The sequence below is a fragment of the Paenibacillus pseudetheri genome, assembly GCF_924513355.1.
Lineage (GTDB): Bacteria > Bacillota > Bacilli > Paenibacillales > Paenibacillaceae > Paenibacillus_AQ > Paenibacillus_AQ pseudetheri.
This window is the reverse complement of record NZ_CAKMAB010000002.1, coordinates 218,785-232,748: the sequence shown is the minus strand read 5'-3', so window position 1 is coordinate 232,748 and position 13,964 is coordinate 218,785. Positions and strand designations below refer to the sequence as shown.

General features: G+C 44.8%; 10 protein-coding genes. 7 read left to right on the top strand and 3 right to left on the bottom strand.

Annotated features, from left to right (window positions below; all coding sequences use genetic code 11):
• The first annotated feature begins 2 nt into the window (after nucleotides 1-2).
• Nucleotides 3-956, top strand: coding sequence for a 1,4-dihydroxy-2-naphthoate polyprenyltransferase (gene menA, locus L1028_RS02465; RefSeq protein WP_234530892.1), 954 nt, complete (start codon nucleotides 3-5; stop codon nucleotides 954-956).
• A 161-nt stretch (nucleotides 957-1,117) separates the two neighbouring features.
• Nucleotides 1,118-2,113: a Gfo/Idh/MocA family protein gene (locus tag L1028_RS02460; protein WP_042192615.1), complete on the top strand. Its 996-nt coding sequence runs from the start codon at nucleotides 1,118-1,120 to the stop codon at nucleotides 2,111-2,113.
• A gap of 89 nt (nucleotides 2,114-2,202) precedes the next feature.
• Here the strand turns inward: L1028_RS02460 and L1028_RS02455 are convergent, their stop codons facing one another.
• The gene (locus tag L1028_RS02455) at nucleotides 2,203-3,567 is read right to left on the bottom strand and encodes a dicarboxylate/amino acid:cation symporter (RefSeq protein ID WP_234530890.1); all 1,365 of its coding nucleotides are present in this window, start codon (nucleotides 3,565-3,567) and stop codon (nucleotides 2,203-2,205) included.
• Between the two features lie 408 nt (nucleotides 3,568-3,975).
• Here L1028_RS02455 and L1028_RS02450 point away from each other — a divergent pair, with 408 nt between their 5' ends.
• Both L1028_RS02450 and L1028_RS02445 read left to right on the top strand, forming a co-directional pair.
• Entirely contained in the window at nucleotides 3,976-4,737 is a 762-nt protein-coding gene (locus tag L1028_RS02450; protein WP_234530888.1) for a hypothetical protein, read from the top strand.
• Between the two features lie 73 nt (nucleotides 4,738-4,810).
• Nucleotides 4,811-8,539 (top strand): S-layer homology domain-containing protein, encoded by a 3,729-nt coding sequence (locus L1028_RS02445; protein WP_234530887.1) that lies wholly within the window; start codon nucleotides 4,811-4,813, stop codon nucleotides 8,537-8,539.
• Nucleotides 8,540-8,598: 59 nt separating this feature from the next.
• Here L1028_RS02445 and L1028_RS02440 read toward each other — a convergent pair whose 3' ends face one another.
• Together L1028_RS02440 and L1028_RS02435 are read right to left on the bottom strand one after the other, a co-directional pair.
• The gene (locus L1028_RS02440; RefSeq protein WP_234530877.1) at nucleotides 8,599-8,862 is read right to left on the bottom strand and encodes an MDR/zinc-dependent alcohol dehydrogenase-like family protein; all 264 of its coding nucleotides are present in this window, start codon (nucleotides 8,860-8,862) and stop codon (nucleotides 8,599-8,601) included.
• 23 nt (nucleotides 8,863-8,885) lie between these two features.
• Nucleotides 8,886-8,999, bottom strand: coding sequence for a hypothetical protein (locus tag L1028_RS02435; protein ID WP_234530875.1), 114 nt, complete (start codon nucleotides 8,997-8,999; stop codon nucleotides 8,886-8,888).
• A 233-nt stretch (nucleotides 9,000-9,232) separates the two neighbouring features.
• Here L1028_RS02435 and L1028_RS02430 point away from each other — a divergent pair, with 233 nt between their 5' ends.
• The 3 genes from L1028_RS02430 (at nucleotide 9,233) to L1028_RS02420 (ending at nucleotide 13,928) form a co-directional block, all read left to right on the top strand.
• A complete protein-coding gene (locus L1028_RS02430; RefSeq protein ID WP_234530873.1) occupies nucleotides 9,233-10,033 on the top strand; it encodes an ABC transporter ATP-binding protein in 801 nt (266 codons plus the stop codon).
• The gene (locus L1028_RS02425) at nucleotides 10,026-11,684 is read left to right on the top strand and encodes a hypothetical protein (RefSeq protein WP_234530870.1); all 1,659 of its coding nucleotides are present in this window, start codon (nucleotides 10,026-10,028) and stop codon (nucleotides 11,682-11,684) included. The genes L1028_RS02430 and L1028_RS02425 overlap by 8 nt, the downstream gene beginning before the upstream one ends.
• Before the next feature lie 228 nt (nucleotides 11,685-11,912).
• Entirely contained in the window at nucleotides 11,913-13,928 is a 2,016-nt protein-coding gene (locus tag L1028_RS02420; protein ID WP_234530867.1) for a bifunctional diguanylate cyclase/phosphodiesterase, read from the top strand.
• The last annotated feature ends 36 nt before the right edge of the window (nucleotides 13,929-13,964 follow it).

Below are 13,964 nucleotides of genomic sequence, written 5' to 3'. Positions count from 1 at the left end.
GTGTGAATATTAAAAGCTTTCTAAGATTTGTGGAGCTGCCGACAAAAGTAGCCAGTATGATCCCCTTTCTGATGGGAACGCTGTATGCCCTGTATCGGTTTGAAGATTTTTATGTGTTGCGTTTTGGTTTGATGTTCGTTTCCCTGCTTAGCTTTGATATGGCAACGACGGCGATTAACAACTATTACGATTTCAAAAAAGCTTCCAAAACCCACGGCTATGGCTATGAGACGCATAATGCGATTGTACATTTTAAGCTAAAAGAGAGCACCGTCGTGGCGACGATTGTTATTTTGCTGGCTCTGGCTGCAGGGGGCGGGATTGCGCTTGTTTTGCAGACGGGTTTGCTGGTCTTCTTGCTGGGTGGGCTGTCGTTCTTGATAGGTATCCTTTATTCGTTCGGGCCGATCCCGATTTCGCGGATGCCGTTAGGTGAGTTGTTCTCGGGTTTGTTTATGGGCTTTGTCATTATTTTTATTTCTGCCTATATTCATACGGACGAGCATGTGGTATCGCTGTTGCTTCAGAACGGTTGGGTCAGCTTGAATATCAATATTGTGGAAGTGCTGTACCTGTTCTGGTTCTCTGTTCCTGCCATTCTGGGGATTGCAGGGATTATGCTCGCTAATAATATTTGTGATATTGATGAAGATGTGGAGAACCGCAGATACACGCTTCCAGTCTACATTGGCCGACGTAATGCGCTTGTGCTGTTTAAATATCTCTACTACGTCTCTTATCTGGATCTTGTAGTGCTGCTGATCTTGGGGATTAACCCAATTCTTGTCTTGGCGATTCTGCTTACACTGATCCCATTGCACCGAAATATCGATTTGTTCAAACAGAAGCAGGAGAAGGCGAGTACCTTTATTCTTGCCGTCAAAAATTTCGTGTTGATGAACGCGGCGCGTATTGCTGTGCTTGGTGCGGCTGTGCTGTTAAATATGATAATGTAATTTTTTCATTTGAATTAATAAGCAGTATCTATCGGAGTTGAAGCTCCTATGGATGCTGCTTTTTGTGTTGTGCCTGTACTTTTCTATTAGTGATGAGTTTCATTATATGATAAGGTGTCTTAAAGTATAGTAACTAATCCAAGGGAAGAGGTGTAGCCATTATGGTACAAAAACTTCGGTGGGGAATCATAGGCTGTGCGCAGATTGCGACTGGTTCAGTGATGCCAGCTATCATGAATTCAGATTCGGGAGTAATTACAGCGGTAGCGAGTCGTGGCTTGGAAAAAAGCAGCGCTGTAGCCGCAGAGTTCGGAATAGAGAAAGCATATGGCAGTTACGAAGAGTTACTTGCGGATAAAGAAATCGATGCGGTGTATGTTCCACTCCCTAACCATCTCCATCGAGAATGGGTGATCCGTGCGGCAGAAGCAGGTAAGCATGTGTTGTGTGAGAAACCGATCGCACTGAACAGTGCAGAGGCTGCAGAGATGGTGAAAGCATGCAACGATGCAGGCGTTCACTTAGCAGAAGCGTACATGTATCGGCATCATCCACGGATTGCTGAACTCCAGGACATTATCGCTAGCGGTGAAATCGGAGAATTACGCTCGATTCGAGGTACATTTACTTACAATGATGCTACAGACACTTCAAATATTCGTTTTAAATCAGCTTGGGGTGGCGGCTCGCTTTATGATGTTGGCTGTTATCCGTTAAGCGCGGCACGGCTGTTGTTTGGGACGGAGCCGGAAGCTGTGACCGTGCATGCGAAGTTCTCCCCTGAACATGATAATGTAGATATGATGGCTTCAGGGCTGGTAGAGTTTCCAAATGGTTTAAGCTTGATCTTTGATTGCGGAATGTGGGCATATAACCGCCAGCTCTTGGAGATTCTTGGGACTGAGGGACGAATTGAAGTGCCTATGCCTTTCAACGCTAGAGACGAGGATGCGGAATTCTTTGTGTACACTGGTGATGAGGTGAGACGGGTCGATGCCACAGGGGCTAATCCATACATTCGGCAGGTGGATGATTTTGCAGCCGCTGTGTTCACAGGTAAGAGACTCATTGCACCGGAGGATCCGGTGCTAAGTATGCGGCTGGTTGAAACCTGCCTTGCTTCAGCTAAACAACGGCAAAGAATTAGCATGGTGTAATAGCTGAATCTAATATGAATTTACAAAAAAACCTCCGGCTTTCTGCTATAAGCAGATGCCGAAGGCGTTTTTGCTTGCGTGTTCAGCTTTTAAACTGTACCCACGAGAATATCATCTTCGTCATCATTGCTATTAAACGCTTCGCGGTCAAATTCACCTTCTGAATTCGCGACCAACAACGCGGTTACAGCTGTTCCTGTTGCATTTACAGCAGTACGACCCATATCAATGAGCGCTTCTACACCTGCAACGATAGCAATTCCTTCAAGCGGCAGGCCAAGAGCAGTTAAGACTACCGTAGTGGAGATTACGGCTGGTCCAGGTACGCCAGCTACACCAATAGAAGAGATAATACTTACTAAGACCAGCGTAATGTAGTCAGTCCAGTTCAGATCAATACCGAATACCTGGGCGGTAAACACAGTCACAATCGCCGGCCAAATACCACCGCACGCATTAAAGTTGACCGATGCTCCTAAAGGTGCAATAAAGCTCGCGATCCGCGGGGAGACATGAAGGCGCTTCGTAATCACTTCAAGATTGACAGGAAGTGTTGCGTAGCTGCTTCTAGTCGTGAAGGCAACGGTAATGGTTGGATAGATTTTGCGGAAGAAACGGATTGGATTCACCTTCGCTACTAATAGAACCAACCCGCCAAAGATAAGAACAAAATGTATAATCATTGCGACATATGAGGTAATAATTACGCTGCCCAGCTCCTGCAACGTTTCCCAACCATAACGTGCGGTGATTCCTGCAATCAGTGCGAAGACACCGTAAGGCGTCAAGCGAATAATGAATTTCACGACCTGATGCAGTATCAGTGTCAGTGATTCAATAAGATCACGTACAGGTTTCACGGCTTCCGGTTTCTTGGAGCCAATTTTGATTATAGCTACTGCTAGGAAGATAGCGAAAATGAGCAGAGGCACAACCTTACCCGTAGCTGCTTCATTCACAGGGTTAGATGGCACAAGATCCAGAATAACCTGTGAGAAGGTCGGAATTTCCCGGGCGGCGAAATCTGCAGGTACATCTTGTTGTATCCCTTGACCAGGATTGAACAGCAGCGCAACCGATAGGCCGATAATAGAAGCGATGCCAGTTGTTCCGAGGAACCAGGCGAAGGTTTTGATCCCGATTTTGCGTAGGTACTCCAGATTAGTTAAGGAAGAAATACTGTTCAATACGAGTACGAATACTAAAGGAATGACGAGCATGCGAATTAAGCTGACATAAATACTGCCGAACGTGCTAATGGCTTTGGTCTCTAAATCGAAGTATTGAAAGAATATTCCGGCGATAAGTCCGATGCCAAGTCCGATGAGTACCCGAGTACCAAATCCAATCCTTTTACGTGCTAGTAGAAACAAAATTGCAAACACAAATATGGAAGCAACAAATCCATACCAGTTCGTTTCGATGGCGGATAACAAGTTGTTATCTATGTTCATCACCAATACCCCCTTAAACCTAGTTTTTTAATGTGATTAATCCTAATGAGATCAATCTATATACAATTTATAGTAAAGTCAATGTAATAATATGTTAAAAATAATCAATACCGATAAAAACCATGTGAAAAATAAAAATTGATTGACAAGGCGCATCGTCATGAATAATATGGAACTTAATTACAAGCCAATTGGAATCGACTGGACAGCCGGAGATTCAACGAAAGACGCTTAGTTAGGCGTCTCGTTGAGTCTCTTTTTTATTTTAGAGAAAGGAGAATTTGGGGTTAAAGGTACAACGATGATAGTTAAGAAGCATGGATCTACTGGACAGCCAGAGATTCAACAGGTGCGTAATAACGTGCCATGTTGGGTCTTATTTTATTTGAAAAGGATGGTACACACATTATGAAAAAGCTTACGATATCTTTGGTTGCTGCAACTGTCGTCTTCTCCGCACTGACGTATGCCGCAGTATCCGCTAATAAAAAGACAGCAGAGGCAGCATCCATTGAAGCAAGCAGTAATACAGCTGTATCCGTTTCTGCAGCCGCTGCACCTGTAGCTACTTCTGCAGCCACAGTCGTTGTTCAAGCAGAAGCTACCTCAGCTCCTGTTGCTGTAACGGTTCAGCCTGAATCTTCGGCACCAGCAGTGGAGACTGTCTCAGCAGAAGCGACTGCTGCCCCAGATGCAATCGTTGATTCTGCGGAGAAGACTGTTGCCTCAGCAGCTCCAGTGGTGGGTGAAACTCAGCCTAAGGCGACCGCTAAGGTAGCTACAACTACAACCACGGTAGCTGCGACTGTCAAAACGCAAACTCAAACAGCTACACCGGTTCCAACGGCTGCGCCTACGGCAGCTCCCAAAGCAATCGTAACTGCCAAAGCAGCTCAACCGACATCTGCTCCTGTCGTATCTGCTCAGCCTAAGGCCACTGCGGCTCCTGTAGTAACGGCAACGGAAGCACCTTCGAAATCGAAATCCATTACTTTCTCCACAACTGAGGTGGTTAAAGCGACAGCCGCTCCGGTAGTTGAGTCTGCCCAACCGAAGACATCGTCTTCTGCACCTGCATCATCCACGGTCAGCGCACCAGCAGCTGCTCCAGCGGAAACGGTTCAGGCACCCGCACCGGCAACAAGCTCTGAGGAAGAGGTTTGTCCTTGATGGGCTGCGCGCTCATTCCGGATTCCTTTCAGCCCATACATCACATAAACCTATTTAAGGCGAGGTGCACATAATGATACGATCATTAACCTTTAAAAAAATTCTAACGCTGCTGCTGGCAGCCTCCCTGCTAATTCTGCCTACTCAGGCAGGAAGAGCTTATGCTAATCCGGATAACGCAGAGGCGCTAACTTCTTTTGGCTCAAGTAGTGGTGTAAGCCACTTTGATTATTTCAGTCATGTCTATGACCGTCTGAATGATCCTAACCATGTATTTAAAACGGCAACCTATGAGGATATCGTTCATCTTTTTGAGAGTGAAGGCACTTATGCTGTCCTAGTTGGCGGCGCTTGGAGCGAGAATACACAGGCCGATATCGGCTTTATCAATGAGGTAGCTAAAGAGTACGGCATCTCTACGATTTATAACTTTGATACTAAGCTGGACGGTGACACGCTCCAGATTGCAGACAGCACTAATAAATTTGCTTACAAATACGTTGACCTGGTAAACAAATATTTAAAGAATTTAAATCTGTCCTCCAAAGATGTTCCAGAACGCAATGTCAGCTATCCCAATAAAAACGGGGAAATCGTAACGGCTAATAGGATCGAATCTCCATTCCTATTGGTATACAACAAGGATCATAAGGATGCACAAGGAAATATCGCTCCTGTTGTATCCTATCTGGATAAAAGCTACTCGTGGAATGAGTTCCTGACGAACGGAACACTTGATGCTGCGAAGGTTAATGCGTATAAAGCATCAGTAAGAGAGGTACTTAGTGCCGCTTCTGGGTACAGCACGATCGATGAGTCCGCTTATATCAAGGCGGCATTTAACAAGAACTACGAAGGAGAAAACGAGGGCAAACCTACGATCTTCAACGAATCGGACGGTACGCTCGTGTATGAACATGTGACCTATCATCAGCTGAAGCAAATTTTGGCGAGTGATGGCAACTATGCGATTTTGTTAGGCGGCTCATGGTGCCCTAACACGCAAGCGGTTATCAAATATATTAACGAGTATGCCAAAAAACATAATATCGATAAGGTCTACTTCTTCGATACGAAGCTCGACTCTGGGCTGACGGTTGCTGAACCAAGCAACAACAGCGGCACCAAGGGCAATGCCAATCCGCACAATAATAATGAACTTCAGATTAGAACAACCAATCACCCATATGCGAAGTTGTATGTTGATCTGGTCCGTACTTATCTGACTAATATCAAGACCGAGAACAATACAGCAGCCAAACCATCTGTGATTATTTATGTGAATGAGCTTGGAGACACCGTGATTGGAGATAGACTTCAGGTTCCATATCTGTTCACGTACAACAAGGATAACAAAGATGCAGACGGCACTAATGCACCTATTTTAGGGCATATTGAGCTTATGTACAGCTGGACGAACATCCAACCAGATTACGTGCAGGCGAATTACCCAGTCGGAGCCAGATACATTAACACTACAACAGCTCTGGATAAGTTATTCTCTAAACTGGAAGCTGTGCCCGCTGAACTTACAGGTGTAGCACCAACCGCAGCAGACAGTAAGGATGGGCAAATCTTGGGCACAAGTTCAGCCTTGGAATATAAGCTGGCTGGAGATACGGCATATACGCAAGTATCAGGGTCAGCGATTACAGGGCTTGCGCCTGGTGTCTATAAAGTAAGATATGCGGCTACATCTGGATATCAAGGGCCAACGTCTGCAGCGGGACCAACGATCATTCCTTATAATGTTGGTGAAGACGTAAGTGTGGAGGTGCCTGCTTATATCCATCAACAAGCAGCTCCAACAGGTCTATTAGGCGTAGCTCCTACTTCTGAAGCTAACGATGATGGGCAAATTACGGGCTCAGCTGAAGGGCAGGAGTATAAGGGTGTTGGAGAAACTGATTATAAGCCTGTAACAGGCATAGTCATCACAGGTCTTACTCCGGGCTTTTATAAGGTGAGATTTGCGGCAAAAGAAGGATACAGCGTAGGTAAAGATGCTACTGTTGAAGTTCCGGCCTATGGCGAGCAAGCAGCTCCTGTAGGGCTAGTTGGTGTGGCACCGACTACTGCAGCCAATAATGATGGTAAAATCACAGGGACTACGAAAGCGTTGGAGTATAAGCTATCAACAGTTACCGATTATGTCTATGCAACAGATGTAGAGATCGTTGGACTGGTACCGGGGACGTATCAGGTAAGATACGCAGCCAAAGAAGGGTTTAATGCAGGCAGAGCAGCAGAAGTGATTGTTCCAGTATTCACTGCAGAGCAAGCAGCGCCATCTGGTTTGCAGGGGGTAGCACCTACTTCTACAGCGAACAATGATGGGAAAATTACGGGAACCACAACTGCCTTAGAATATAAGCTGTCCAGTGTGACTAATTATGTGTATGCACCAGATAAAGAGATTACAGGCCTAATACCAGGTACGTATCAAGTTCGATACGCAGCGAAAGAGGGGTATAAGGCAAGTCCAATAACTAATATTATTGTCCCTGTTTATGTATCTATTTCACCCCCAGGAACAAGTGGGCCTGGCGGCAGCAATCCTGCCCCGAGCACGACCACACCAACACCAACAGCAAGCCCTCAACTGGTTACTACAACAACAACCGGTAACACTGTGAATTTATCATCAACAGCAGCAACCAAAACGGATAAAACCACAGGAGTAACCACAGCAACAATCACGAAGGAAGCGGCTACCGAGCTTGTGAATCTTGCTAAAAAGGTAGAAGCGGATGGGAAGAGAGCCGTACTTGAAATTAAAGCTGCAGCTACTTCTGAAACCCAAACAGCCGAGCTTACACTACCGAGAAGCATAATTAACGAGTTAGCATCTGGTACAAAGGCCGAGATTACGATTCATTATGAGAATGTAGGTACGATTATGCTCGATGCCAAATCTTTGGCAAGTATCAGCGCAGCCTCGGATGCAGGGGATATTGTCATAACCATCGCTAAGGTTTCGTTAACGGCAGAAGGTAAGGCCGTTCTCGGGGACAGACCGGTTTATGATTTGTCGGTAAAAGCAGGCCAGAGTACCCTTTCCACCTTTGGTGGGGGCATTATCCATATCAGTGTGCCATATACACTGCAAGCAGGAGAACAGAAAGATGCGGTCATCGTATATCATATCAATACCAACGGAAGCTTGGAGAATGTGCGCGGGAATTATATCGTTGCCAAGGGAAGCATAGATTTTGTTACCACACATTTCTCCCAATATATTATTGGATATAACAAGGTGAGTTTTGTGGATGTTTCAGAGACTTCGTGGTATAGCAGTGCAGTAGGTTATCTTGCGGCACGTAGTATCACATCCGGTACGGATGCAGAGCATTACAGTCCGAATGCTGCAATAACTAGAGGGCAATTCGTAGTTTTGCTCTTGAATGCTTATGGCATCACACCTGACGCTACCGCAACTGATAATTTTGCGGATGCGGGCAATACGTATTACACGAACTATATTGCGACTGCTAAGCGCCTTGGGGTAGCCACAGGTTCGGGAGATAATCAATTCCAGCCAGAGGTTCAGATCACTAGACAGGAGCTATTTACACTCCTGTATCGCTCACTTGTAGCGCTGGGTGAACTGCCATCCGAGAAGAAGGCTGTAGCTCTTTCTGATTTTGGTGATGCAGGGGAGATTGCTGGCTATGCACAGGAAGCCCTTCGGGCGCTGGTGGAAAGAGGTGTAGTGACCGGAGCGAATAGCAAGCTGAGTCCTAAAGAAGTTACTACAAGAGCGCAAGCGGCACAGGTCATTTATAATCTATTATTGAAATGATTAAGCGGTAGCTGAATATAACAGTAGAACCCCCTGTAAAAAAGCAGGGGGTTCTACTGTTAAAACTTAATGCAGATTTTCCCGAAGTATGTACCCTTAACCAAGTATTGCAATGCTTCAACAGAATGTTCAAATGGAAATACAGCGTCAATGATAGGGCGAAGACCATTTTGTTTGATCGCAAGGTTCATCGTCTCAAACATGTCACGGCTTCCGACATTGATGGCTTGAAGACGCGCTTTTCTCAAAATTGCAGGGATGATTTCAAAGCCCTCCACTTGGAAGCCCGACAGACCGCCTACCAGGCTGATTCTTCCACCCACCCGCAGCGCCCTGATAGATCTATTTAATGTAGCTGATCCACCGCAATATGGTCTGCCCCGCGTCCTTCGGTCAGCTCAAGAACAGCCTTATCCCATTCAGGGGCCTTTAAATAATTGATACCAAAATCCGCTCCCAATCCCTTTGCACGCTTAAGCTTCTCATCGCTGCTTGATGTGGTATAGATCTCTACACTCTAAGGGGGAACCAATGGTTCTCCCTTTTGTGCTGAAAAGGGCATTAGCATTCATAGATATAAAATTAGTGAGTTAAATTATGGAGTGGGATTCTATTGAATGATACAATTATTGTAATTTTATAAAATAGTAATTTTTAACATCGTCAATTAGTCGCTAGAGAGGGGATTAGGATATGGGCCTTGCTGATGATCCAGTCATTGCGATTTCTGGTTTATGGATGAACTACACTGACCGAATGGTGCTAAAGGGCATTGACCTTAAGGTATACAGAGGACAAATTATTGGCTATATCGGCCCTAACGGGGCAGGAAAGAGTACAACTGTTAAGATTATGCTTGGTCTGGTAGAAGGCTATAACGGCAAAGTAGAGATTTTCGGTAGGGATATTGCTGATGGAGATGTTTCTTACAAGAAAAGAATAGGTTATGTGCCGGAGGTAGCCGAATTATATGATAGCCTCACCGCTAGGGAGTATCTAACTTTTGTAGGTGAGTTGTATGGCATGAAGCGTAGTGATGTGGATTACAAAGCTGGAAAATTAATGGCCTTGCTAGGTCTTGAGAAAGCTTATGATTCGCGGATCGCAACCTTCTCCAAAGGGATGAAACAAAAGGTACTGCTGATCTCCAGCATGCTTCATGATCCCGATATTCTATTTCTGGATGAACCGCTGAGCGGTCTGGATGCTAATAGCGTAATGGTGGTAAAGGAGATTTTTGCATCTTTGGCGGCACGGGGCAAGACCATTTTCTATTCTTCACATATCATGGATGTGGTTGAGAAGATCAGTAGCCGGATTGTTTTGATCGATGGTGGAGATATCGTGGCGGATGGGAGCTTTGCGGAGCTTCAAGAGAAGGGCCGCGAAGGGTCGCTTGAGGATATTTTTAATCAATTAACTGGATTTGATAAATACCGTGATATCGCTGGGGAATTTGTTGCGGTCATGCAAGAGGTATCTTCTCATGACTGATTTCTATGTGCTGAAGCTTCTGGATAAGCTGCGAGGTGGGTTTAGCCGAATCGGAGTTGATTATGATGTGATGCGGAGTATTCTGCAGGTCAAACTGACGATGGACGGAAGAAGAACACCAACAGTGCTCGCTGGAATGCAGAAGAAGGAGGAGAAGAAAGAGGGCTCGCCGCTACGTGTGCAATGGATTTATTTACTTTTTGGCGTCATGTTAATTCCTCTTATGATGATAACGGGGAACTATATGCTGCAGATGAGTCTAGTGTTTGGTGTAGTGATGTTTATGATTACGACCACGCTGATCTCTGATTTCTCTTCCGTGATGCTAGATCTTCGGGACAAAAACATACTGGCTTCAAAGCCAGTGAACCGTCGTACCTTGAACATGGCGAAGAGCATCCACATTCTCATTTATTTATTTTCAGTGACGCTGACATTGACCGGACCTTCGCTGATTTTGTGCCTGTTCAAACAGGGAGTACTATTTTTCCTAATATATGCTGTTGAGATCATTCTGATGGACTGCTTTATCCTCGTCATTACGGCGCTGCTTTATTTACTGATCATGAAGTTTTTCGACGGGGAGAAGCTCAAGGATATTATAAATTATGTACAGATCATTTTGACTATAGGGATTACAGTAGGGTATCAGCTCGTTGTTAGATTGTTTGATATTGCCGAACTGGGCAGCTCTTTTAAACCGGCATGGTGGCAGTATTTGATTTCTCCGGTTTGGTTTGCGGCTCCATTTGAGATGTTGATTGGCGGGGCGAGAGATACACACTTCGTGGTGCTTTCAGTGCTAGCTTTATTAATTCCGGTTCTGCTGATTGTGGCTTATATTAAGCTGATGCCTCTATTCGAAAAGAGCTTACAGAAGCTTTCAGAGCAAGGGAACGTTGGCAAAAGTAACGCCCGAATCGTGGACTGGTTGTCGAAAATAACTTGTAAGAACCCGGTAGAGGGCATGTTCTTTCGTTTTAGCTGGTCAATGATGAAGAATGAGCGTGACTTCAAGTTAAAGGTATATCCGGCAATCGGTTATTCCATTGTCTTCCCGTTCATTTTTATATTTGGGATATTTTGGGATGGAAATGCATCGTCTATCAAGGATTCGAACACATACCTGATGATTTATTTCGGTGCGACGTTACTTCAGACGGTTGTTCTAATGCTAAGGTACTCTGCGGGTTATAAAGGTTCTTGGATTTATAAGCTGATTCCTCTGCCGAACACCGCACCCATCTATCGTGGCATGCTTAAGGCAGCGATAGTTCGCTTACTATTACCTTTGTTCGCTATAGAAGCGATAGTGTATCTTTGGTTGTTTGGGCTGCGGATTGTGCCAGACTTGGTAGTCGTGCTGTTTGCAATGCTGATCTATGCGGTCATTTGTTTCCGTTCTTATCCTCCGGTACTACCTTTCTCAGAACGTTATGAGGCAGCTAAACAGAAGGATTACACCGCAAACTCCTTTGGGTTGTTATTCTTGCTGATGGGGATGGCAGGTATTCATTATGTCTTCAATTTGTTTATGGGTGGAATTTATATCTACCTGTTGGTTCTGGTAGTTTTGAATCTATGGATATGGCGAATTACCTTTCCCAAAAATGTATCATCAACAGGTCATGGTTCAAGTTTTCCAAGTTGAGTGATTGTGTCAAATATGGGCATTTTTCGCGTAATAAAAAAGGGTATAAATCCCAGTATTTACTTAGACAATCTTCTGAATACAGAGTAGAATACATCTAAAGTTTCTTTTTATGGATAACCTATAATCTTTACGCACTCTTCCATATCTGATATTCGTGTACTGATTTTTTACTTGAGAAATACGCTGAGCGATTACGGGATTCAAAACCGGTGAAGAGGTTAACTAATGGATAAAATGGGCATCCACTTTAATGTCTGGATTGTTTTACTATCATTTGCACTAGTGGCGATAGCTGCTTATTCCGCACTGAATCTGATTTCGCAAGTTGCTGGTTCTACCGGCAAAGTTCGACGCTTGTGGCTAATCTCGGGGGCTTGTGTGCTAGGCTGCGGTATTTGGGCAATACATTATGTTGAGATAACGGCGAGTCGCTTTCCGGCTGAGGTCAATTATTATCCAGGCAGAGTAATATTATCACTAATGGTTGGTGTGTTATTCTGCTATTTGGCATTTCGGATCACATCTGTTCCTCGGCTAAGGGTATGGCATTTAGTAGTAGGTGGTATCCTCTTGGGAAGCGGTTTTTCGGCTATGCATTATATCGGAATGTCTGCTATGAAGATTGTGGCTAAGATTCATTATGATTCATGGATTCAAGCCGTTGCTGTAACCCTTCTTTTGGTTTCGTCTTATATCGGATTATTGATGTTTCACAAGTTCAAAGAATGCGCAGGGTTTCAAAGGTGGAAGCTATACTCGGCATTGTTTATTGGAATTTCAGTTGCCGGTTTACATTATACAAGTGTAAGGGCTAGTCATTTCGAATATAACAACTTACTCGGAAGCAAACCTTTTAATGTGGAGACTGATATTGTACTGTTAATTGGAGTTTCGTTCGTAGCGCTACTTATGCTTGCAGTTTCTGCTGGCGCCGTATTTCTGGATCGCCATGTACTTGAACGAATGGTCTATCAAGATTCATTAACAGCGCTGCCGAATCGACATGGACTGGAACGCTATTTTAAAAATGAATTTTTCGGAAGTAGGTCTGGTGCCGTTTTTTTTGTGGATCTGGATCGTTTTAAGTCGATTAATGATACGCTTGGACATGATATAGGTGATATGTTACTACAGGAGGTTGCAGCAAGATTAAATCATTCTGTAAGAGACAAGGGGAAGGTCTTCCGTTTAGGCGGTGATGAATTCTTGATTGCTCTCCCGGATTGCACGCTGGAGGATGCGAAGTTAGAGGCAGAGTGTATTATGCATGAGCTTAAGAGATTCTATCGTATTCAGGGCAACGAGCTATATGTTACTGCAAGCGTTGGAATTAGTATGACCCCTACGCATGGAACTGATCGCTCAGCGTTAATGAAGGCTGCGGATACGGCTCTTTATACTTCTAAGGATTCGGGTAAGAACAAATGCAGTGTGTTCGACCAGGAAGCAAATCGCCATCAGTTGCGACGGATGTCGCTGGAGAAGGACCTTCGTAAAGCGCTGGCACGCTCCGAGTTTATGGTTGTCTACCAGCCGAAATGGGATTCGTATATGAACGTTACGGTTGGTCTTGAAGCATTGCTGCGCTGGAGGCACCCTGAGCATGGGATAATTTCCCCCGCAGAATTTATTCCCATTGCAGAGGAGACCGGACTGATCGTTCCGATTACCTATTGGATGCTACATGATGTGTGTAGTCAGAACAGACTTTGGCATAAGGAAGGGATAGCTAACGTACCGGTCTCAATTAATATGTCCGCACGGATGTTTGAGAATGGGAGTCTATACGATGTTGTAGCGGAAGCACTCACATGTTCAGAATTAGAGCCACACTTCCTCGAACTGGAGATTACAGAGTCTATTGCGATGCATAACATGAAAGAGACGGTTGCACAGCTGTCCAGACTTCGGATGCTTGGGGTAAGAGTATCGCTGGATGACTTTGGGACAGGCTTCTCCTCCCTTGGTAATTTGGATGAGATCCCAGTGAACACACTCAAGATTGACCAAGTATTTATTCGTAACAGCAAGATGCACTCCAAGAAAGCTATTATCAGCAATATTATTGCGATTGCGACCCATCTTAATATGGAAGTCGTGGCGGAAGGTGTGGAGACACCAGAGCAGATTGAATTGCTGAAATCACTAGGTTGTAGAGTCATGCAGGGTTATTATTACGGTCGGCCGATGCCTGTACATGAGCTGGGTGAGTGGTTTATAGCAAATTCGGCAGCGTCGTGATTTCAATACATAGAAGAGGGGCTAGCGACCAAGCAG